Source organism: Aerococcus sanguinicola, from assembly GCF_001543145.1.
GTDB lineage: Bacteria > Bacillota > Bacilli > Lactobacillales > Aerococcaceae > Aerococcus > Aerococcus sanguinicola.
This window is the reverse complement of sequence record NZ_CP014160.1, coordinates 103,371-126,092: the sequence shown is the minus strand read 5'-3', so window position 1 is coordinate 126,092 and position 22,722 is coordinate 103,371. Positions and strand designations below refer to the sequence as shown.

The 22,722-nt window shown below is 47.2% G+C and carries 19 protein-coding genes and 1 tRNA gene; 15 read left to right on the top strand and 5 right to left on the bottom strand.

The genetic code is table 11. The features are described 5' to 3' along the window. The first annotated feature begins 23 nt into the window (after positions 1-23). Positions 24-1,532 (top strand): DUF1846 domain-containing protein, encoded by a 1,509-nt coding sequence (locus AWM72_RS00600; protein ID WP_067971664.1) that lies wholly within the window; start codon positions 24-26, stop codon positions 1,530-1,532. Positions 1,533-2,606: 1,074 nt separating this feature from the next. Here the strand turns inward: AWM72_RS00600 and AWM72_RS00595 are convergent. Both AWM72_RS00595 and recU read right to left on the bottom strand, forming a co-directional pair. Continuing rightward, positions 2,607-5,042, bottom strand: a complete 2,436-nt coding sequence (locus AWM72_RS00595) for a PBP1A family penicillin-binding protein (RefSeq protein WP_067971661.1) — start codon at positions 5,040-5,042, stop codon at positions 2,607-2,609. Between the two features lie 35 nt (positions 5,043-5,077). After that, positions 5,078-5,701, bottom strand: coding sequence for a Holliday junction resolvase RecU (gene recU, locus AWM72_RS00590; protein ID WP_067971658.1), 624 nt, complete (start codon positions 5,699-5,701; stop codon positions 5,078-5,080). Positions 5,702-6,138: 437 nt separating this feature from the next. Here recU and tig point away from each other — a divergent pair, with 437 nt between their 5' ends. The 6 genes from tig (at position 6,139) to AWM72_RS09330 (ending at position 12,840) form a co-directional block, all read left to right on the top strand. After that, positions 6,139-7,419 carry a trigger factor gene (tig, locus tag AWM72_RS00585; RefSeq protein WP_067971656.1) on the top strand — a complete coding sequence of 427 codons (1,281 nt, stop codon included), beginning with the start codon at positions 6,139-6,141 and terminating at the stop codon, positions 7,417-7,419. 99 nt (positions 7,420-7,518) lie between these two features. After that, positions 7,519-8,787, top strand: coding sequence for an ATP-dependent Clp protease ATP-binding subunit ClpX (clpX, locus tag AWM72_RS00580; RefSeq protein WP_067971653.1), 1,269 nt, complete (start codon positions 7,519-7,521; stop codon positions 8,785-8,787). Between the two features lie 77 nt (positions 8,788-8,864). Continuing rightward, positions 8,865-9,464 (top strand): ribosome biogenesis GTP-binding protein YihA/YsxC, encoded by a 600-nt coding sequence (yihA, locus tag AWM72_RS00575; protein ID WP_067971651.1) that lies wholly within the window; start codon positions 8,865-8,867, stop codon positions 9,462-9,464. Positions 9,465-9,540: 76 nt separating this feature from the next. Next, positions 9,541-11,415, top strand: coding sequence for a DNA primase (gene dnaG, locus AWM72_RS00570; protein WP_067971649.1), 1,875 nt, complete (start codon positions 9,541-9,543; stop codon positions 11,413-11,415). An 18-nt stretch (positions 11,416-11,433) separates the two neighbouring features. Then, positions 11,434-12,663, top strand: a complete 1,230-nt coding sequence (gene rpoD, locus AWM72_RS00565; protein WP_067976472.1) for an RNA polymerase sigma factor RpoD — start codon at positions 11,434-11,436, stop codon at positions 12,661-12,663. Between the two features lie 27 nt (positions 12,664-12,690). Further along, a complete protein-coding gene (locus tag AWM72_RS09330; protein WP_158444707.1) occupies positions 12,691-12,840 on the top strand; it encodes a hypothetical protein in 150 nt (49 codons plus the stop codon). A gap of 227 nt (positions 12,841-13,067) precedes the next feature. Here the strand turns inward: AWM72_RS09330 and AWM72_RS00560 are convergent, their stop codons facing one another. After that, on the bottom strand, positions 13,068-13,316 hold the full coding sequence (locus tag AWM72_RS00560; RefSeq protein ID WP_067971647.1) for a hypothetical protein: 249 nt from the start codon (positions 13,314-13,316) through the stop codon (positions 13,068-13,070). Positions 13,317-13,467: 151 nt separating this feature from the next. Between AWM72_RS00560 and AWM72_RS00555 the strand changes: the two genes are divergently transcribed. The 3 genes from AWM72_RS00555 to AWM72_RS00545 all read left to right on the top strand — a co-directional run bounded on the left by AWM72_RS00555 (position 13,468) and on the right by AWM72_RS00545 (position 15,886). Further along, positions 13,468-14,343, top strand: coding sequence for a DegV family protein (locus AWM72_RS00555; RefSeq protein WP_067971644.1), 876 nt, complete (start codon positions 13,468-13,470; stop codon positions 14,341-14,343). A gap of 69 nt (positions 14,344-14,412) precedes the next feature. Then, a complete protein-coding gene (locus AWM72_RS00550; protein ID WP_067971641.1) occupies positions 14,413-15,621 on the top strand; it encodes a beta-ketoacyl-[acyl-carrier-protein] synthase family protein in 1,209 nt (402 codons plus the stop codon). 191 nt (positions 15,622-15,812) lie between these two features. Further along, a tRNA-Arg gene (locus AWM72_RS00545) sits at positions 15,813-15,886 on the top strand. A gap of 180 nt (positions 15,887-16,066) precedes the next feature. Here AWM72_RS00545 and AWM72_RS00540 read toward each other — a convergent pair. Then, positions 16,067-17,251 (bottom strand): oxidoreductase, encoded by a 1,185-nt coding sequence (locus tag AWM72_RS00540; RefSeq protein ID WP_101603474.1) that lies wholly within the window; start codon positions 17,249-17,251, stop codon positions 16,067-16,069. A 252-nt stretch (positions 17,252-17,503) separates the two neighbouring features. Between AWM72_RS00540 and AWM72_RS00535 the strand changes: the two genes are divergently transcribed. The 5 genes from AWM72_RS00535 to AWM72_RS00515 all read left to right on the top strand — a co-directional run bounded on the left by AWM72_RS00535 (position 17,504) and on the right by AWM72_RS00515 (position 21,700). Continuing rightward, entirely contained in the window at positions 17,504-18,319 is an 816-nt protein-coding gene (locus AWM72_RS00535) for a MetQ/NlpA family ABC transporter substrate-binding protein (RefSeq protein ID WP_067971636.1), read from the top strand. 110 nt (positions 18,320-18,429) lie between these two features. Beyond that, positions 18,430-18,993 (top strand): hypothetical protein, encoded by a 564-nt coding sequence (locus AWM72_RS00530; RefSeq protein WP_067971634.1) that lies wholly within the window; start codon positions 18,430-18,432, stop codon positions 18,991-18,993. Between the two features lie 91 nt (positions 18,994-19,084). Beyond that, positions 19,085-20,071, top strand: coding sequence for a YihY/virulence factor BrkB family protein (locus tag AWM72_RS00525; protein WP_070486562.1), 987 nt, complete (start codon positions 19,085-19,087; stop codon positions 20,069-20,071). Further along, the gene (locus tag AWM72_RS00520) at positions 20,071-21,375 is read left to right on the top strand and encodes an FtsW/RodA/SpoVE family cell cycle protein (protein ID WP_306345458.1); all 1,305 of its coding nucleotides are present in this window, start codon (positions 20,071-20,073) and stop codon (positions 21,373-21,375) included. Before AWM72_RS00525 ends, AWM72_RS00520 begins: the two co-directional genes overlap by 1 nt. Beyond that, positions 21,338-21,700, top strand: coding sequence for an ArsC/Spx/MgsR family protein (locus AWM72_RS00515; protein ID WP_070486539.1), 363 nt, complete (start codon positions 21,338-21,340; stop codon positions 21,698-21,700). The genes AWM72_RS00520 and AWM72_RS00515 overlap by 38 nt, the downstream gene beginning before the upstream one ends. Before the next feature lie 84 nt (positions 21,701-21,784). On the opposite strand, the gene AWM72_RS00510 is transcribed toward AWM72_RS00515, so the two are convergent. Beyond that, complete coding sequence (locus AWM72_RS00510) at positions 21,785-22,714, bottom strand: NAD(P)H-dependent flavin oxidoreductase (RefSeq protein WP_067971628.1); 930 nt, start codon at positions 22,712-22,714, stop codon at positions 21,785-21,787. Positions 22,715-22,722 lie beyond the last annotated feature (8 nt).

The following is a 22,722-nucleotide window of genomic DNA, read 5'->3' as shown; positions in this document are numbered from 1 at the left end:
TTAAGAGATAAAGAGGGTTGCAAATGAATAAAATTGGTTTTGATACGGAAAAATACCTGGCCCACCAGTCCAAACATATCCTGGATTGCGTGTCTGGCAAGGATAAACTTTATATTGAATTTGGCGGTAAATTGATCGGCGACAAGCATGCCAAGCGGGTCCTTCCTGGTTTCGATGAAGACGCTAAGATGAAGCTCTTGGCGACACTCAAGGACCAGGCTGAGATCATTATTTGTATCTATGCCGGCGATATTGAAAATAACAAAATTCGCGGCGATTATGGGATTCCCTATAATGAAGATGTCTTGCGTTTGATTGCGGAGTACCAGCGCTATGGGATACCTGTTAACAGTGTCTTACTGACCCGCTATAATGGCCAACCCAATGCTAAGGCCTTTATGACCAACTTGGAAAACCGCGGCATTAAGGTCTATGCCCATGAAGCTATCAAAGGCTATCCGACTGATATTGAAGCGATTTTTGGCGACCAAGGTTTCGCCAAGAATGCTTATATTGAGACCAGTAAACCTGTTGTGGTGGTCACTGCTCCGGGGGCTGGAAGCGGCAAACTCGCCACTTGCTTGAACCAGCTCTACCATGAACATACCCGGGGAGTGAATGCTTCTTACGCCAAGTTTGAAACCTTCCCTGTCTGGAACCTGCCCTTGAAGCACCCGGTCAATATTGCCTATGAGGCCGCTACGGTGGATCTCAAGGATGTCAATATGATCGATAACTACCACTATGAAGCTTATGGGGAAGTGGCTGTTAACTACAACCGGGATATCAACATGTTCCCAGTCATCCGCCGCATTATTGAAAACATTACGGAAGCCCCATCCGTTTATAAATCGCCAACCGATATGGGAGTTAACTGTATTGCTGATGGGATTATTGATGACGAGCTCTGCAAGAAGGCAGCTGAGCAAGAGATTATTCGCCGCTACTTCGCTATTGAAAACGACTTTGTCAAAGGCACCTTGGACGAGGATTGCCGGCGCCGGATGCAAATTATTATGGAAGAAAGTGACCTCCATGCGACGGACCGGGCAGTTGTCCAACCAGCCCGCGACTATGAAGCTGAAGTCCAAGAACGCTTCGGCAAGAACGAGATCCAAGGGGTGGTTGCTTTGGCCCTGGAAGATGGACGGATCGTTACCGGCCGGACTAGCGAGATTATGGATGCTTCAGCGGCTGTAATTGTTAACAGTCTCAAGGCCCTGGCCGGCATCAATGATGAGATCGACTTGATTGCCCCTATGATCCTCAACACCATCCAAGATCTCAAGCGGGAGGCTCTCCACAGTCGGGTGCCTGTCCTGACGACCAATGAACTCTTGATTGCCTTGTCCATGAGTGCGGTAACCAATCCGACTGCTAAGGCAGCTTACGACCAATTAGAGGCTTTGGAGAACTGCCAGGCCCACGCGACTTTCATCCTCAGCCGGGAGAATGAAAAGACCATCAAACGTTTGGGGATTGATATTACCAATGATCCTGTCTATTCAGCAAATAATTTACTGGCTAACTAGGGTGCAAGTTGGCAAAAAGATAATAAAAATTAGTCAACGTCTAACTGTGCTGGTAGCATCCGTTTCGCTTTTGAATTTGGCCCTTAAAAAGCCATGGAATCGGTTCGAGCCTAGGTCTCTCACCTAGCGAGCTTCAAAGGGCTAGTAAGGCTTACGCCAACTATCCCTAATTCACATCTAGTCGGGTTCGCAAGAGCAGCTTTGGAGTGCTTTCGCAAGTCGGAAACGTGCAAGCTTTGCTTGCCCTTATCCCGACTTACTCCAAGCATCCAAAGCTGAACGCTCTTACTCGCACCCTGATGCTTGCTTGGTCACGGCTAAGGGCCAACTTCAACGCTTCACTACTGCTCCAAGGTAAAGGGCATAGAATTTTTTAATTTATCAGTCAGCAATACAAAAAGAGCTTAGAAATAGAAAATAAAAAAACTCGGTTCTCTCCTTTTCTGGAGGGAACCGAGATTTTTTGATTGTCCTGTTATCAGTTAATTGCAGTGATGAGCATCCGTTTCGCTTTTGAATTTGGTCGTTGAATGATTAGAGGATCAACACGGCTGAAGCCGTCTTGTACTTTATCCATAAGTCGCTAAAGCTCCAACGGCTAAAGCATAGCACCGCTTCGAGCAGCTTCAGCTCTTGGAGCGGAGCGACTTATGCGATAGCTGTTCGAACAGCGTGAGATTACAGATATCGTATGCTGGCCAGAGATGAAGTTCAAGGCTGCGCTAGCAGCGTTGCTACCTTCTTCTCACCTAGCGAGCTTCAAAGGGTTCGTAACGGATTATGTCGACGATCCCTAATTCACATCTAGTCGGGTTCGTAAGAGCAGCTTTGGAGTGCTTTCGCAAGTTGGAAACGTGCAAGCGGGGCTTGCCCTTATTCCAACTTACTCCAAGCATCCAAAGCTGAACGCTCTTACTCGCACCCTGATGCTTGCTTGGTCATGGCTAAGGGCCAACTTCAAAGCTCCACTCCTGCTCATAAGGGTAACGGCTTTAAATAAATTCATTACTTGAAATAAAAAGTATAAAGAAAACTCGCTTACCATATCTACAAATGATAAGCGAGCATATTTCTTTAATAAGAAGGTGCTGGATTAGTGTTAGTTTGGTTGCCTCCAGTTGTGCTTCTTGTTCCTTGAGTTGTATCAGTTTGTGCGGATTGTGCACCTGTATTAGCCCCTTGATCAGGTGTATCAGTTTGGCTTCTTGAGGTCTGCCCGCCATTTGTTGCTGACTGGCCTTGTTCATAACCATCTTGTCCTTCCACCTGGCTATCCGATACAGATCGGCTAGACCGCCCGGAGCTGTCTTCGTAGTCTTCGTCGCCGTAGCCAGATTGGTAAGTGGATTCGTAGCTTGGTGTCCGGTTGTAACGGCGGGGAGAGTGGCTGTAGTAGCTGCCGTTAGGGTCCAAGTTTCCAGGACTTGATGCAGAGGTTTTGAATTCTTCGTAGAGGTTTTCATTGATCAAGTCGCGGGTGGTTTGGCTGTAAGGCGTCGAAGCTGTGGCGAGACGGACTGGGTTGGATAAGGCCACAAGGTTGGCTTCATGGACGGTATCAGGTTTTTGCCAGTCTTCATTGTGGGCCCCATTAGAAACGTAGTCCATCATCTGCCGGTAGAGGTAGTCGACCGCATGGCCGGCGCTTTCTGTGATGTATCCATTAGGGGAGTTTGGATTGTCATAACCCATCCAAATGGAGATTGAATAATTAGTGGTAAAACCGGACATCCAGCGGTCTGGTGCGGCTCCAGATGGAATATTGAAGCGGGCAATTTGATCGTCTGTATAGTTGGTCGTTCCTGACTTACCAGCTTCAATGATGCCGCCATTATGGTAGGGGGCAGAGAGGCCTTCGGTGAAGACCGATTTCATCATGTCGGTCAGGATATAGGCGGTGGATTCCCGCATGGCTTGGCGGCTTTCGCCTGAGACTTCAACTTTTTCATTGTTAAGGGTAACGAAATAATCCACAGCCTTAGGTTCATTGTATTCCCCATAGTTCCCCACGGCTGCAAAGGCGGCCGATAATTTCAAGGGTGTGATTTCCCCGCCAATCGAATTGGATTCATAGACACCTTCGCCGTTATTGAGGTTAATGTCTAAGTTATTGAGGAAGTCATTCACTTTTTCGGCGCCTACTGCTTGGAAGACCTTGAGGGCCGGGATATTCCGTGATTCGGCTAAAGCCTGGCGCATAGTGATGAGGCCCTGGTGCTGACGGTCCCAGTTATTGATCGGGTCGCCGCTGCTGTAGCGGTAAGGCTCATCCTTAACCCCTGTCGCCGGGCTGATATTTAAGTGTTCAATAGCAGGGCCATAGTCACTCAGAGGCTTAATAGAAGAACCGACGCTCCGGTTTAACTGGGTGGCCCGGTTTAAGCTCAAAGCTTCAGTCTGGTTACGGCCGCCGAAGAGGGCAATAATATGTCCTGTCTTGGTATCGACAATTGAAGCGGCAGCTTGAACTTCAGAATCTTGGAAATAAGCGCCGTTCGGATCGTTCAAGAGTTCGGTAATATAGTTTTGGGTATTCATATCCAAGTGGGTATAGATCTTCAAACCGTCTGACCACATGTCGTAACCAGCGGCCTTGACATCCTCAGCCACTTGTTGGATATAGGAATCCACCACTTGGTTGACGGAATTTTCTTTTTCACGGTTTTCTTCTAATGGCTGGAGTCCGTCATCGATTGGTGTATTGACCGCAGCTTCATAGTCTGCTTGACTGATCTTGCCATTTTCCAGCATTTCGGAGAGCACTAAGTCGCGCCGTTCCTTAGCTGCCTCAGGATTCGTATAGGGGTTGTAATTATTCGGCGCTTGGACCATCCCAGCTAGGAGGGCGGTTTGCGGCAAGCCAAGATTATTTAAGCTAGTGCCATAGTAGACCTCAGCTGCCGTCCCCATGCCATAGACCCCATTAGCCATATAAACCTTATTAATATAGAATTCGAAAATTTCTTTTTTGGTATAGTTTCGTTCGAGCTGGAGGGCGAGCATCATCTCCTGGACCTTGCGCTTATAGGTCTGGTCTTCGGACTTAGTTGAAAAGGCAGACAGCTTGACTAATTGCTGGGTCAGGGTAGAGCCCCCTTGGGATATTCCCCCGGCTCTGATATTGGCAATTAGAGAGCCGATAATCCGTTTGGGGTCGATCCCGTTGTGCTTCATGAAGCGCTGGTCTTCGATCGAAGTGACGGCATCAAAGGTCAATTGAGAAATTTCATCTTCTTTGACAATGCGACGTTCATTCTGGCTGGTTTCAAAGATCTCCTGCCCTTGGTTGTCGTAGACAATGGAGGCCATGGACCCCCGCAATTCGTCTTCAGTCAGTTCGGGTGCGGTGAAGGCCCAGTAGGCGAAGACTAGGCCCAAGAGGAGGGCTATGACGGCAAAGAAACCGACGATAGCAAGGATGATTTTTTTCCAAAGTGACTGATTTGATAAGGCCTGGCGCGGTTGTCGCTTCTTATTGTAGCGCTGGTGGCGGCGGTCTTTTTCAGACATATTAAAACCTTCTTCCTATAAATATGAATCAGTGACTAATGGCTTTTGCCATAGTCTGCAATATATTGGTCTATCAAGGGGAGATAATCTAAGTAAGGTTGGTATTTTAGGGCGATGGGATAGGCATAGTCTTCAATTCGCTGGAAGGGGATGGAAGACCGTTCACTATCCTGATAGGCCCGCCAGTCTTCAAGCAAAGCTTCGATAGGGTACAGGTAGGCTTCCTGGCGCTTAGAGAACCAAAAGATTACAAAGCTCAAGCCGCCCGCCTGGCTGCAGGCAGTCATATGCTTGACTTGGTGGTCCTTGATATTATTGAGCGGGAAGCTCTGCAAGCGGTCAGACTGCTTGGCTTCGAAGTCCACATACCAACCCTTGTAGATGCCATTGTAGTCGGTGGTCGATGCCTGGCGATAATAGGCCTCTGTAATCTTGGCCCGGGCTCGCTTGGGATAGTCCACTTTAACCACCTGGATAGGGGTCGGTTTTTTATGGATAACTGCAAGCCCGCGGTTGAGGTACCACTGGTTGGATTGGTTCAGCATGTTCTCAAGCCGCATCCCCCGCTGGCCGAATTGGACCTTTTTAGCCTTAGGGCCAGGTCGGGACTTGGCCTGATCCCGTTTTCCTTCAAAGTTTTTACCATTTGGGTAACGCATCAGATCGTCTACTCCTCCAATCTATCCCTATAAGTATAGCAATTTTACCGGATAAAAGGAATAAATTGCACAAAAATTAACACAATTATAACACGCCTGCAAGCTTCTTAATACATGTGGAGAGTGTGACAAAAGTCGTTCAGGTCTGAATCACTGGAGCGAACTATGGTCAAAGGTTGACCAACCTTTGACCATAGTTCGTGAAGTGGATGTCAGGCCTGAGTTTTGGAACTGGTTTTTGGAAAAGTTAGTAAATAAAGAAGATTGTAAAATTTGGGATAAGAACTTTATTTGGTTTAAACTAGACATTTTAAGCTTTTTAGTGTAATATGTCAAAATGTGAACGATGATATGCCTATAGAGGCAATTTGCTTGATTAAAAGCTATCAATCGATTAATCTAAAAATGAAATTTTGAAGAGTTAGGGGAATTAATACATGACAGTAAATTTTGAACAGACAAGTACTAATGAAGGCGTTCTACACTTTACCGTAGCCCAAGAAGATGCCCAAAAGGCTATGAAACAAGCTTACAAACGTGTTAAAAAAGATGTGAGCGTACCTGGCTTCCGTAAAGGGAAAGTGAACTACCAAGTCTTTGTTAAGATGTTTGGGGAAGCTGCTTTGTACGAAGATGCCATTAACCTGGTTCTCCCTCAAGCCTATGCCCAAGCCGTTGAAGAATCTGGTTTGGATATTGTTGGCCAACCTCAATTCGATATCGAAAAGATGGAAAAAGGCCAAGACTGGGAATTCAAGGCTGAAGTTGCTACTAAACCAGCTGTTAAATTAGGGGACTACAAAGACCTTAAAGTTGCTAAACAAGACCGTGAAGTCAGCGAAGAGGAAGTTAACCAACGCCTAGAAGCTGCTCAAAATAACTTGGCTGAACTCAGCCTTAAAGAAGGCCCTGCTGAAGAAGGCGATACCGTAGTGATCGACTTTGAAGGCTTTAAAGATGGCGAAGCCTTTGAAGGTGGTAAGGATGAGAACTACTCCTTAGAGCTCGGTTCAAATAGCTTTATCCCTGGCTTTGAAGACCAATTAGTTGGAGCTGAAGAAGGCGACGAAAAAGATGTGAAGGTAACCTTCCCTGAAGAGTACCATGCCGAAGACTTAGCTGGTCAAGAAGCAACCTTCAAAGTGAAAGTTCATGAAGTGAAGACTAAAGAAGTTCCAGAACTTGATGATGAATTCGCTAAGGATGTTAACGAAGAAGTTGACAGCTTAGATGAACTAAAAGACCTCTACAAGAAAGAAATCGAAGAAGCTAAAGTTCGCCAAGCTGACGATGCACGTGATGAAGAAGCTATCCGTCAAGCGGTTGACAATGCTGAAATCGAAGACCTACCACAAGCGATGGTTGACGAAGAAGTGAACCATCAGTTAGAACACTACTTAAATGAAATGCAACGCCAAGGCATTAGCCCTGACTTGTATTATCAATTAACTGGCACTTCAGAAGAAGACCTCCGTCAACAATTTTCTGAAGATGCTGAGTTACGCGTGAAGACAAACTTAATCCTTGAACAAATCGTTGCCGATGAAAATATCGAAGCTAGCGACGAAGATGTTGAAGAAGAAATCAAGTCCTTAGCAGAAACCTACAACATGCCTGAAGAACAAGTTCGTCAAGTTGTTACTCCAGATATGCTGAAACGTGACATTGCCCTTAAGAAAGCCATGAGCTTGATCACAGATTCTGCGATTGAAGAATAAGCTTTTTATTGAGAAAGAGAGGTTGGAGTTGGAACAGTTGACTTCAACCTCTTTTTTTGACAAAATTAGTTGATGTGTAAGAAGGGAGAGAGGCAATAAATGTTTAATGATGATACGGGTCAAGTTCACTGCTCATTTTGTGGCAAGTCCCAAGACCAAGTGAACAAAATTATTGCTGGTCCAGATGTCTATATTTGTAATGAATGTGTCAGCCTGTGCCAGGAAATAATTGATGACGAAGCGCAAATGGAAATTTCGGATGAGCTGGTCATGGTAGACCCACCCAAACCAGCGGAAATCCATGAAGTCTTGGACCAATATGTGATCGGCCAAGAAGATGCTAAGAAAGCCTTATCTGTTGCCGTTTATAACCACTATAAACGTGTCAATAGCAACCTTCAAACAGATAAGGATAATGAAATTGAAGGGGTCGAACTGCAAAAGTCTAATATCTGCCTGATCGGGCCAACCGGTTCTGGGAAGACTTACCTTGCCCAAACCCTAGCCCGCTTGCTGAAGGTACCTTTTGCTATTGCCGACGCAACCTCGCTGACGGAAGCGGGTTATGTTGGGGAAGACGTGGAAAACATCTTGCTTAAACTCCTTCAAGCTGCCGATAATGACCCTGAACGGGCCCAGTACGGGATCATCTATGTGGATGAAATCGATAAAATCGCCCGTAAATCTGAGAATGTCTCCATTACCCGGGATGTCAGTGGGGAAGGGGTCCAACAAGCCTTGCTGAAAATCTTGGAAGGGACTACCGCTAATGTTCCCCCACAAGGCGGCCGTAAGCACCCCCAACAAGAGTTTATTGAATTAGATACGACCAATATCTTATTTATCGTTGGCGGCGCTTTCGACGGGATCGAAAATATTGTCAAAGAACGTCTGGGCGAACGGGTGATTGGCTTTGGCCAAACAGCGGAAAAGGAAAGCCCTGAAGAGAAGAAACAGATCCTTAACCATATTATTCCGCAAGACCTCCAGTCCTACGGTTTAATCCCAGAGTTTATTGGCCGCTTACCAATTATTACCGTGCTCGATAAATTGACTGAAGAAGACCTGGTGCGGATTCTTTCCGAACCAAAGAATGCCTTAATCAAGCAATACAAACAATTGCTGGCCTTGGATGATGTGGAATTGGAATTCACTGACCAAGCCCTCCAAGCCATTGCCAAGAAGGCGATCGAAAGTAAGACCGGTGCTCGGGGCTTGCGGGCTATTATTGAAGAGAGCATGATTGATATTATGTATGATATCCCTAGCCATGACCAGGCAGCCAAGGTTATCGTCACAGAAGACGTGATCAACCAAGAGGCCCAGCCTGAGATTTATGATGCTGAGGGCAAGGCTATTAAAGACTAAGCAAGGATAGTAACGCAAGAGAAGAGGTTGGGAAAAGTCCCAGCCCCTTTCGTTTTTATTGATAGGAGGGTAGGACAATGCAAGTTCACCAAGTGGAATTCTTAATTAGTGCGGTGCGCCCCGAACAATACCCGGAAGCCGACCGCCCTGAGATCGCCCTAGCTGGCCGGTCAAATGTAGGCAAGAGTTCCTTTATCAACACCATGGTCCGGCGGAAAAATATTGCACGGACCTCAAGTAAACCAGGAAAGACCCAACAATTAAACTATTATTCCGTTGAAGATAGTCTCTATTTTGTTGATGTGCCGGGCTATGGCTATGCCCGGGTGAGCAAGACCGAAAAGAAAAAGTGGCAGGAGATGCTTGAGCGCTACTTCAGGACCCGGACCAATTTAGTGTTAGCCCTCCTTTTGGTGGACTTCCGCCATGCACCAAGTAAGGAGGATATCCAAATGAAGGAATTCTTCGAAGCCTATGAGATTCCTTATTTTGTGATCGCTACTAAATCTGATAAGGTCAAACGATCCCAGTGGAATAAGCACCTGGCTCAGATTAAAGAGACTCTAGACCTAGTAACGGAAGACCAGATCTTACCTTTTTCTTCGAAAACGGCAGAAGCTAAGGATGAAGCCTGGGAGATTATCGAAGATGTCATTGCAGGAGCCTATGAGGACTAAGCCTTTTCTTGCAATTGGCTAGAACTTGAAGTATACTATACAATGCACAATCCTATGTCATTAAGAGGGTGACCCAGTGGCAAAAGCAATACCAAATGAAGTGGTCCAATCCATCAGAGAACAAGTTGACATCCTGGATATTGTTGGGGAATATGTGGACTTGCAAAAACGCGGGAAGAACTACTTTGGCAAGTGTCCTTTCCATGATGAACGGACGCCATCTTTTTCTGTTGAAGCAGACCAGCAATTTTTCAAGTGCTTTTCCTGTGGTCGGGGCGGCAATGTCTTTTCTTTTATAATGGATATCGAAGGCTGTTCTTTCCAGGAAGCGGTGGCTTTGGTTGCGCAGAAGGGCCACGCCAGTGTCGACTTTGACTTTGAAAGTAACACTAACCGTCAGCGAAGGAGATGGTCTGCTGAGGAAGAAAACTTAATTGCCATCCATGAAGAGGCTAAGGATTTCTACCATTATCTTTTGACGGTAACCCAGTATGGTCAGGAAGCCATGGCCTATTTAAAGGGCCGGGGCTTTAGCCGAGAAACCATTGACCGCTATCAGATTGGCCTTGCCCCTAAGGATGGTCAGCTTTCTTACCAGCATTTGCGGACCAAAGAATTTTCAGATGAGGCCCTAATCGCTTCAGGAATCTTTATCCGGAGCGACTATGACCAAGCAATTCGCGACCGTTTTGCCGGTCGACTCATCTTTCCCCTCCGCAGTCCGGAAGGGGAGACCCTGGCTTTTTCTGGACGGATCTTGCCTGATGATTCGGGAGAAACAAGTCAGCAGGCCAAGTACCTGAACAGTCCGGAAACAGCTCTCTTCCAAAAGAGCCGCTTTCTCTTTAACCTGGACCTGGCTCGGCCAGAAATTCGGAGGGTCAAGGAAGTCATTCTTTTTGAAGGTTTTATGGATGTGATCAAGGCTAGTGAAGCAGGGATCAAGAATGGCTTGGCCTCAATGGGGACCAGCTTGACGTCCGCCCATATCCAAATGATCCGTCGGCAGACGAAAGAGGTCTTATTGGCCTATGACGGGGATAAACCCGGGATTGAAGCGGCCTACCGTGCGCTTGACCACTTTGCTGAAGAAGCACCGGATGTCAAAATTCACGTTTGTGTCTTTCCCGATCAAATGGACCCGGATGAATATATCGAGCACTATGGCAGTGAGCAGTTTGGACACTTTATTGTCAACCAACGCCTGTCCATTATGCATTTCTACCGGTATTACTACCGCATGCACTATGATTTGGCGACTGACTCAGGCAAACTTCAATATATTGAAGCCATTATTCAACGGATTGCCCGCCTGGATACAGCCGTGGAGCAGGAACTCTACCTCAAGGAGCTGAGCCAAGAGACCCAGCTGGCCGTAGATAGTCTCAAAGAACAACTTCTCCAAGTTCAGCGCGACCTGGCTCAGCAAGGAGCTTCTCGTCAGGACAATTCACCGCTTAGAGAAGGGGCAGATACTTCCTGGCAAAGCCTGTCTCGCCAGCCGGCTCAAGAGGCTTATAGTCCCTTAGAGATTAATGAAATGCACTTATTCAATCGTTTATTGAAGCAAGAGGATGCCTGGGTCATGCTCAAGGTAAAGTATCCAGATTTTCAGTTCCAGTCGGTTAAAATGCAGACACTGTTCACTTTGTTGGAAGCCTACCGCCAGGACCAGGGGGATAATTATTCCCCTCAGGCCTTCTACAACCGCTTATTAGACCAGGCAGACCAGGCTTTACTGGTAGATATTTATTGTTTGGACACACCAGAAGAAGTGACAGATATGGAAATTGAGGACTTGGTCTTTAATATCACGACTAAGACGGATCTGAAATCCCAGTTAGCAGCCCTCAAAGACGAAATGGAGCAGGCTAAGCTGACCAATGACCAAGCGCGGATTGGCGACTTAAACCTTAGACGGATTCAAATATTGAGACAGATGAAAAGATAGTAAATGGGGGAGATTTATTTGGCTAAAGCAGACGATAAAAAACCGAGTTTAAAGCAAGCAAGCAAAGCTTTAATTAATGAAAAACGCATCTTTGGTTCCATTCGCTATGATGAATTAAGCGACACCATTGCCCAACCTTACGGCCTAGATGACAAGCAAATCGATGACCTGATTGAACAATTTGAAGAAGCCGGGGTAGCCGTAGTGGATAACGACGGTGGCCCAACCAACCGCCAACTCCAGCGGACCGCTGAAAAATCAGACGAGATCAAAGAAGAAGAAATTGATGACGAGACCATCGATGAAATTGTTGATAAGGATAAGAAGACCAATAAGAAAGCGGACAGCAAGAACACCAAGGACAAAAAAGCTAAGGACAAGGAAGAAGAGGACGAAACCAGTATTCCAGCTAATGTCAAGATGAATGACCCTGTCCGCATGTACCTCAAAGAAATCGGTCGGGTTTCCCTACTGACAGCTGATGAAGAAGTGGCCTTGGCCAAACGGATTGAAGAAGGAGATCCGATTGCCAAGCAAGAACTGGCAGAAGCCAACTTGCGTTTGGTAGTCTCTATTGCCAAGCGCTATGTAGGCCGGGGTATGTCTTTCCTTGATTTGATCCAAGAAGGAAATATGGGCTTGATGAAGGCCGTTGAAAAATTTGACTATACCAAGGGCTTCAAGTTCTCAACTTATGCGACTTGGTGGATCCGCCAAGCCATTACCCGGTCTATTGCTGACCAGGCCCGGACCATCCGGATCCCTGTCCACATGGTAGAAACCATTAACAAACTCGTCCGTATCCAACGGCAACTCCTCCAAGACTTGGGGCGCGAACCCACGCCAGAGGAAATTGGTGCCGAAATGGACCTGCCAACGGAAAAAGTCCGCAATATCATGAAGATTTCTCAAGAGACTGTTTCGCTTGAAACCCCAATTGGGGAAGAAGATGACTCCCACTTGGGCGACTTCATCGAAGATAATGAAGCGATGAGCCCAGAAGAATTCACTTCCCAAGAAATGCTGAAAGAACAGCTCAATGAAGTTTTAGATACCCTAACCGACCGGGAAGAAAATGTCTTGCGTTTACGCTTCGGTCTAGAAGATGGTCAATCTAAGACTTTAGAGCAAGTTGGTAAGCAGTTCGGTGTGACCCGGGAACGGATCCGTCAGATCGAAGCCAAGGCTCTGCGGAAGTTGCGCCATCCTTCTCGCTCTAAGCAATTGAAAGACTTCATGGAAGAATAAAGCAAAGTATTTAAGAGAGGTCTGGCCTTGGCCGACCTCTCTTTTTTAGCGGATAAGGTCTTGGATGCGGGGGTTGAGGGCCTGGCTGATGTAGCTGTGGCCAGCAGGGCTGAAGTGGATGTGGTCGCTCACAAAGTATTTGTGGGGAGCTTGTTCAAAGACTTCAGCAAAGCTTAGCAGTTTAGCTTGGGCCTGGACATTTTCTCTAAAAACTTGTCGAAAGCTGCGGAGGCGTTCTCGTAAGCGGGGGGTCTTCGAAGCCGGCGCTCACATCTAAACAGAGCATAAATTGGGGATTAAATTGCTTGCTTAAGTGCTCACATAAGCGGTTAAAAATCTCCGGCCAATTTTCGAGATAAGCCTGCCAGTCGGCCTGACTTATTTGCCGGTGAAAATAAACGTCATTAATACCAGCCCCCCAGGACCAGTCCATCGACACTTCCAATTTGCTCTAAATTTCGACTGAGGTCGGTCCACACATCTTTGACTTGGGCTCCCTTGTAGGCCTTGTTAATGGCCTGAAGGGGGAGCTGTTGGCTTTGCCAGACTTGGTCAAGTTGGGCGACAAAACCTGAACCGAGGTCTTTTGAGCTTTTGGCTTGGTTGCGGCCCCCAGCCACTTGACTGTCACCGATAAATAGAATCTTATGCATATCATGCACCTCCATAGCTTTATTTTACCCTAAAATGCTCGCTTGGCAATTTTAGTATTTATTTTGAGCGGAATAAAAAATTGTATTTATAAAAATCGTATGTTAAAATTAAAAGGAATGACAGTTTCCGATGAGAAAGGGGAGAAAGTACATGTCAAAGATCGCAATTCTCTGCGATAGTTTAGCCTACCTGGATCCGGCTTTTAAAGAAGAACATGATATTTTTGTGGTTCCACTGTCTGTAACGTTTTCGGATGGGACTTACCGCGATATGGTAGAAATTGATGATAAAAGCTTCTATGCGAAGGTGGAAGCTAGCGGGGAATTTCCGAAGTCATCCCAACCGAGTCCCGGCGCTTTTATGGAAGCCTTTGATGAGATCCAAGCCAAGGGGTATGACCAGGTCCTCGCTATTATGGTGACTCCTCGTGCGTCAGGAACTTTTGAAACCCTGAAGATGGCAGCTGCCCAAGAGGAAGATTTGGAGGTTTATCCTTTTAACTCTCAAATCGGACTTCAAGCCCAGGGCTATTATATTGAAGCAGCCGTTAAGGAGCGCGACCAAGGCCGGTCAGTTGAAGAAATTATCGCTAATCTCGATAAATTGTCCCCTTATAGTAAGCTCTATGTGATCTTAGACGATGTACGCTATGTGCTCAAGGGGGGACGTTTGGGCTCAGCGGCGACAGCCCTCGTGAACTTCCTCAAGATTAAACCGATTGTCAAGGTCGGCCAGGATCGTTTGGAACTATCTGCTCGTACCCGGAGTCTGAAGAAGGCTATTCAGCGGGTTGTTGAGAGCTTAGAAGAGGATGCGGCTAAGGGCTTGCCCCTGCGTGCGACTATTTCAGGACGCAAGGACTTTGAACCTTACCAATCACTCAAAGCCATCGTCCAAGAGAAATTCCCCGACATGCGTTTAGATGAGGGCATTATTGGCCCCACGGTCGGTGTCCACAGCGGCCCCAATGCTTTTGCTTTGATGTGGAGCATTGATACCGATAAATTATCTTTAGATGACTTATAAAAGGCTGAAGGCTTGGTCGTTATGAGCCGGGCCTTTTTTGTTGAATGAATAAATGAGGAGAGGTGACACATGACGCAAGGTGTTGTAGTAACAGGCATGGCTGCCATCAGCCCATTAGGTGAGAGCGTGGAAGAGAATTGGCAGCGGGTGCGTGCGGGACAGCATGGGCTGAAAACACTGGAAGCGGCTGGTATGACTTGTCCAGATTTGGGTGTCAAGGTCTGTGGCCCCCTTCCAGATCCTAGTCTCTATGCATCAGCAAGTGGCGAGGAAGCCTATGCGATTTTGGCCCGGGCTGCGGCCAAGTCTTGCTATCAGATGAGTGGCTTGGAGGCTGGAGACTTTGATCCTTACCGGGCCGGTTGTTATTTGGGTAATGGGCTTGGCTGCTTGACTGCTATTGAAGCGGCCCTTAAAGGTCAAAGCAAAAGCCAAATCTTTCTTCAGAATCTGGCCGGACAGACCGCTATGAAATTAGCCCAAGACCTATCCTTTAGGGGGCCAGCCCAAGCCATTGCGACGGCCTTTGCTTCTTCGAATTCAGCGCTTGGTGAAGCCTTCCGTGCTATCAAAAGTGGCCACTTAGACTTAGCTATGGCCGGAGGGAGTGAGGCCTGCCTGAACCCTGCTGGCCTGACTTTCTTTGATAATTTAACAGCTCTTAGCCACCGGTCAGACCCTGACCGGGCATCGATACCCTTTGACCGGGACCGGGATGGCTTTGTGATGGGGGAGGGCGCAGCCTTCCTGCTCTTAGAATCCTTAGAATCAGCCCAAGCTCGCCAAGCTCCTATCTATGGTGAAATTGTAGGCTATGGGGCGACCAGTGATGCCCATCATTTAACGGCTCCCGCTCCCCATGCCCAAGGGCTCGGCCAAGCTATGGCCCAAGCCTTAGCCGAGGCCCAAATCGATCCCACAGCGATAGACTATATCAATGCCCATGGGACCTCAACCCCAGCCAATGACGCGAGTGAAACTGAAGCGATTAAGCAAGTATTTGGTGACCATGCCCAAGAATTGGCCGTTTCCTCCACTAAGTCCTTTACTGGTCATTTGTTAGGGGCAGCGGGTGCTATCGAGGCGATTTTTACCTTGTGTGCCTTATCTGACCAATTCTTACCGCCTACCCTAGGCTTGGAAAATCCAGACCAAGGCTTAGACCTTGACTATGTGCCTAAGCAGGGGCGGCCTGCTAACTTGCGCTATGCGCTAAGCAATAGTGCCGGCTTTGGGGGCCACAATGCGGTCCTTTGCTTTAAGAGAAATCGATCTTAAAGGTGGGTAAAACTTCTTGGCTGAGTTCGATTCTCACACGTTCCCGCCAAAGACTATTAGCCCAGCTTAGTTCAAGGTTGTATGTGATCTGACTAAGCTGGTTTTTTTGAAAGAAAGTACGTACCGGCTATTTCACTAGGATGATACTTGACAGTTATCCCTTGGACGCGGTACAATATATCTTGTGAGTTCTCGGGGTAGCTCAGCTGGATAGAGCACCGGTCTTCTAAACCGTAGGTCGCGAGTTCGAATCTCGCTCTCGAGGTAGCATAAAAGCAGCAATTGTAGGCTTTAGGCCGCAATTGCTGCTTTTTCTTTTTGCTGATTATTATGAAAAGTAAGCAAAATTGTAGACAAGATTTAAGGGATCCCGTATTTAGTAAATTTGTCTACTCCTTCTTAATCATAGCTAAGCCTAGCTTGTTGACTAGCTCTCTTGTATTTTTTAATAACCTTCCCGATAGTAGTCACTATCTTGACCGTGGAGGGAAAAGATTGATTCCCGGCCAGCTAATTGGAGGGGCATTTGGGGATCAGAGAAGAGGGTGATTAGGGCGGGTGGTAGTTTAGAGATTTTCACTTGTTCGGGTGAAATTTCCGTTACGATATCTTGACCGCGGCCTTCCATAATTTTCTTGCCAAATTGTGGGTCGATCAGGGTGCCGCGTCCGACAGCTGCTAGGTCGGCGTAGTTGAGGGCGTCAGCCGCTTTTTCTTCATTAGTAATACCGCCAACGACAATCAGCTTGACCTCTTCGGGAAGGACTTGGCGGTAGAGCTGGGCATAGGTCAGGTCTTGACCTTCAGGCTTGTGCTTATAGTCCAGGTGGGAGACATGGATATAGTCGAAGTCATAATCTTTGCCTAGGTCTGCGACGAGGCGGGTAGAATCTTCATAGGTGTAGCCCACATTGTTTCCGTGGATTTCTTCTGGGCTGATCCGGTAGCCGACAATGAAGTCTGCAGGAGCTTCCTGACGAACCACCTCGAAGACCTTGTCGTTGACTGCACGGATAAAGCGTGTTCGATTCTCGTAAGAGCCGCCCCATTGGTCTGTTCGCTGGTTGGACCACTTGGAGAAGAATTGTTGGTGGAGGTAGTGGTTGGCCCCGTGGATTTCTACACCGTCGAAGCCAGCTTGGATGGCCCGGCGTGTGGCGTCTCCAAAGGCTTCGATGACTTGGTAGATTTCTTCTTCCGTAATTTCTTCGACGGGGTAATCTAAGAAGGAGAAGTCAATAGCGCTAGGGGCGAGAGCGCGTCCGCCGTGGCGAGCAGGGAAGTTGGACTCCCGGCCAGAGTGGTTAATTTGGACCATGGCCTTGTTGCCCTTGGCCTTCAAAGCTTTAGCGATTTGGCTTAAACCTTCAATGTGAGCATCAGATTGGATGCCGAGCTGTTCTTTGTTGGCGGCCCAGGTGTGGGAAGGCCCGCCGTCTTTGATGACATAGCAATATTCGACGATGACAAGGCCCGCAGATTCTGAGCGAGCTTGGTAGTAGTCGAGGGTGTCTTGGCTAACGAAGCCCTGGCTGAGGCCGCTATTAGTGAGCATAGGGGGTTGGACAATCCGTCCTTTAATTTCAGCGCCGTGGCGGAATTTGACGGTATCAGTAAGTTTTTTAGTCAAGCTGATCATCCTTTCATTTGTCTTGCAAGGACTAGTCTACCATTAATTAAAGTTTTTGAGGATAGAAATAAATAATAATAGCTATCCCTGCTAACTATTGCAGGGACTGATCGGATGAAACGTCCATCATCTATCAATAAATCCTATAGATAGATTTTTGCTATTCGCTAAGAATCTTTATATAATGATAGGAGGTTATCCTGCCTCTTTTAGCATGGTCAGGATGAATAAAATAACAAGGAGTGGCAGACGATGCGAAAGAAAGTATTTTTATTAGTGGCGGTTTTCGCCTTATTTCTAACGGCATGCGGGAGTTCTTCTAAGGAAACAACCCATGTTAAGTTAGGGGTAGTGGGCGATAAGAACGACCAATGGGAATATATCCAAAAAGAATTGAAGGACAAGGAAAATATCGATTTAGAATTGGTGAAATTTACCGATTATCGGGGCCCTATTGTGGCTTTGGAAGACGGTTCGATTGACCTGCACGCAGCCTTGACGGAAATTTTTATGGAAGAGGTCAATAAAGAAGGGGGCTACAGCAATACCACGATTGCTTATACGACCCTAAATCCCATGGGCGTCTTCTCAGAAAAAATTGATTCCCTTGATGACTTGCGAGATGGGGCAGTCGTTGCCTTGCCAAATGATGTGTCCAATGAAAGTCGGGCCCTCTTGCTCTTGCAGACAGCGGGTTTAATTAAGTTGGATCCGGATAAGGGACTCCTCCCTTCCATCAGTGACATTACCGAAAATCCTAAAAATCTAAACTTTAAATCTATGGCAGCCAATCAAACGGCTCGCTCGCTGGGGGATGCGGACATTGCGCTAATCAATAACGATATGGCCTCGGATGCGGGCTTCGTGCCAACCCAAGACAGCATCTACTTAGAACCTGTGGCCGAATCTTCTAAGCCCTACTACAATGTGATTGCAGCCCGCCAAAATGAGAAGGATAAGGACGTCTACCAAACCATCGTGAAATATTATCAAACAGATGAGGTGGCCAAGATCATCGACGAGATGACTAACGGCTCCAGCATTCCAGTATGGGACAAGGATCAATAGCCCCATCTGATCTATTAAACTTCGCTTAAGAAAGCTCTGAAAAGGCTTTTTAAAGCGGAGTTTTGTGCTAAAATATAGGCAGAAAAAATTAGATGGGACGGTAAAATCAGATGTGGAAAAAATTAGTGACTAGCTTAGGCCTCTTCAGTCTGACCTTCTTCTTATTTGCTTGTGGGCGCTCCGACCAGTCATTGACCTTCTCTGGTGACCAGGCCAAGGCCTCCTCACAAACGATCAGTCAGCAAAGATCCAGTAAGCAGGCGGCTGACCAAGAAGAGTCAGCAACCAGTGCTGAAGAGGGGGAAGCAGGCTCAGACCAGAGCTCAGCAGAAGATAAGTTGCAAGCAGCTAGTGCTGAGGACAAGCCGGCAGCGACCAGCCAGGACCAAGCCCTAGCTTCGAATACAGAATCAAACTTGGATTCGTCCAAGGACCTCTTGCCCAAGGTCTCAAGCCTGATCCACCAAGCCTCAGGGAATATCTATAACAATGAAGACTATTACTTCATGCCTAGCCTCTTAGAGGATGGGACTTTCCAAGTAGAAGTTCGCCGGCAGGCTCCTGAGAACATGCAGCAGTCTAACCTGGTAACTATCTACCGTTACCAACCCGATACAGGCCAGTTATTGCAACAAGATATTTTAAATAACACTTGGAATGATGTTACCCCATAAGTGTGTTAAAATATAACTTGCACACGGAGTCCTGCACTTCTTCGATAGGTGCAGGATTTTTTATATGATTAATGAAAAGGGAGGCAAGCTGATGTTTGCAAAGTTCCAGCAGAAGTATTTGCCAGTCATTCAACGCAGCGTACAAGATGCTTATGTAGGAGGAAGTGCTGCAGAAATGTCCTACTATACCTTACTCGCCTTAATCCCTTTGCTCATCTTACTAGCAAATGTGATTCCAATTATTCCCATGGATACTGGCCAGGTGATCCAACTGATTACGGATTTCCTGCCTGACCAAGTGGCGCCTTTTATTATTCCGGTCCTCAAGCAATACCTGGGCAATGTAAATATGGGGGTAATTTCTCTGTCCTCGATCGCCATTATTTGGTCGGGATCGACAGGTTTTACGAGTTTGCAGCGGGTACTTAAACGGGTTTATGGGATCGACCACAAAAATAATATGATCTTTACCCGACTGATTTCCTTCTTTCTGGCTTTTGCCTTGGTCTTAGTGGTGGCTGTCTTTAGTCTCCTCTATATGTTTGGCGAAGCCTTCTTCCAACTCCTGGAGGCCCATATCAGCCTGCCTGAGCAATTAGTCCAGATCATTAGCGGCTTGCTCTCGGTCCAGGATCTCTGGTTGGTGCTGGCCCTCTTCTTATTTAATAGCTACCTCTACCAAGTGGTCCCTATGCCCGGCTGGCATATTAAGTATTCGCTGATTGGGGCCTCGGTATCGACTTTGATGATGTATTTGATCAGTACTTTATTTAGCTATTATGTGGATTATTTTGTCGGCCAATCTTTGACCTCCTCGACCATTGGCGTCTTTGTGGTTTTGATGATCTATATCTACCTCTTCTGTATATCGATTGTATCAGGGGCTCTGATCAATATTCTCTACTACCGCTTTGACCACCTCTCTGATTATTTAAGAGAGCAGCCAGCCTATATTAATCGCCGGTCAAGCACTTGGGAGGCAGCTGAAGAGGAAGAGATCGCTTATGGCAACCTCAAACGAATGGACGCGCCGATTCGTTTCGAAGATAATTATTTTAGTGAAGTTGGTGATGAATAATGGATATGAAACGAAGCAAGTACCAGCGAGTCAAAAATCTGACCCAGACCCGCTATGATTTTCCTTTGCTTTTAACTCTTTTGGCCCTCATGGTTTATTCCATGATTACGGTCTTTTCGACGACCTACCTCCAATATGAGGAGGCCTCCCTCCTACCGACCCTGATGCATGGGGCTTGGTTCTTGGTCGGTTTGGTCTTGGTTTATCTGATGATGCAATTAGACCGGAAAACCCTCTTTCGTTTAGCGCCCCTGGCTTATTTTTTTGGCCTCTTCCTCCTGATCTTGGTCTTGATCTTCTATGACCGCGGCCTGGCCCAGGCGAGTGGGGCCAGGTCCTGGTTCTCGATTGGGGGATTGACCTTCCAGCCCTCCGAATTGATGAAACTCTTCTACATTATAATGATGGGGCGCTTGGTGGATGATTATACCCGGGATTGTAACCGGATCGGCTATGATGAGATGGCGGTCCGCGACCAGGTAGGCTTAGACTGGCGCTTTCTTTTAAAACTCTTCGCTTGGTCTCTGCCGCCTATGCTCCTAGTGGTCTTGCAGAATGACTTCGGGACCATGCTCGTCTTTATGATGATTTTAGTCGGCATTATTTTTGTATCCGGGATTTCCTGGCATATTATCTTGCCAACCTTCCTGGTCATTACGCTTCTCTTCTTGATCTTACTCTTTTTAGTGGTTTACGATAGGGACCTGCTCTTGAATTTAGGCTTCCAGGATTACCAATTCTCCCGGATTGATTCCTGGCTCGCGCCCTTTGAGAATACGGCTTCTGAATCCTACCAGCTCAGTCAGTCGATCAAGGCTGTTGGATCAGGGAAGATGTTCGGTAAGGGCCTAGGTAATTTTGAAGTCTATGTACCGGTACGAGAATCTGATATGATCTTTTCTTCTATTGCTGAGAACTTTGGCTTTATCGGTAGTTCACTCTTGATCCTGCTCTACTTTATCTTGATCTATTGCATGATCTCTGCTGCCTTTAAGACAAATGATAGCTTCTATGTGGCCATGGTAGCAGGGATTGTCACCCTCTTCGCCTTCCACATTATCGAAAATATCGGGATGACGATAGGGCTCTTACCGCTGACAGGGATTCCCTTGCCCTTCATATCCCAAGGGGGCTCGGCCCTGATTACCAATATGATGTGTGTGGGCCTGGTTGCCTCGATTCGCTACAATGAACGTCAAACAGAAAAAGACCACCAGCAGAATCTTGTCATTCGGCTGGCACGCAAATTAACAAAGGAGGCCAATCTTGAACGCTTTAGATTTATACGGACTGAAGAAGTGTAGTACCTGCCAAAAAGTCAGCAAGCAATTAGAAGCAGCTGGCTACGATATTAATTGGATCGATATCCGCCAGACGCCACCCCAAGCCGAACTCATCCGAGCGGCGGTCGACCAAGTCTGGCCCGATGTCAAAAAACTCTTTAACAGCTCAGGCCAAGCCTACCGCCAGTCGGGGCTTAAGGATAAAATACCTGATATGTCTAAGGAAGATATCGTGACGACCCTGGCCGAAGATGGCATGTTAATCAAGCGCCCCTTCTTAAGTGATGGAGACCATGTTTCAGTGGGTAGCCGTGAGCAAGCTCTTGCTCAATGGTTGGACCAGTAAATAAAATAATAGAACCAGGAAAGAAAAACCTCCCAGTCAAGTTTGATGTGTGAACTGACTGGGAGGCTTTTTGCTGTTATTTGTCTAGTCTTGACAGAGCTGCTGGCGGGCTGTTTGAGCTTCTTCTATGATTTGGTCGATAATTTCTTGAACGGGGCGGATATCATGGATGGCGCCGGCACTTTCCCCAGCCATGGGACTGCCTTGGTCGAAGCTGTCGTCATTGAGCGTCTTTTGATAGGACTGCTTGAGAGCAGCTTGGATCTTGGCGGGGTCTTGACCCTTGAGTTCCGCCGCTAGGATATCTTCTAGGAAGGGCGTTTTGAGGCTACGGACAGCTTGTCCCCAGCTTTGCCCCGTGACAATCGTGCCCTGGTCGTCAGCCGCTAGAATAGCAGCCTTATAAGCATCTGGTATGGGACATTCTTCAGAGGCTAGGAAGCGAGTTCCCATTTGGATGCCGCATGCACCCAGGGCCTGGGCCGCAAGAAGGCTGGCCCCAGTCGCAAAGCCTCCTGCAGCAATGAGGGGGACTTGGGTCACTTGGCGAACCGCTTGAAGTAAGGGCAGAGTCGAGCTCTGTCCGATATGACCACCGGCTTCTCGGCCTTCAACAATGAGGGCATCGACGCCCAGCTTACCCATTTTTTGAGCGTGCTTAACCGAGGCAATGACGGGAACAAGCCGGGTTCCTGAAGCGCGCAAGTCTTCCGCAAAGGCCTTGGGCGTCCCTGCTCCTGTTGTGACGACCGCAATATCCTCTTGGTAGAGGATGGGGAGGAGGTCCGAAATATTATCCTGCTGGAGCATGAGATTGACACCGAAGGGCCGGTCGGTCTGCTGGCGGATTTCATCCAAGGAAGTTTTTAGCTCATCTGCCGATAGACCGTAACTGGATAAGATACCGAGGCCACCCGCTTGGCTCACGGCTGCCACTAATTGAGACTTGGAAATGCGGGCCATAGCCCCTTGAATAATCGGATAATTGACACCTATTTCTTGAAAAAATGTCATGCAATCAC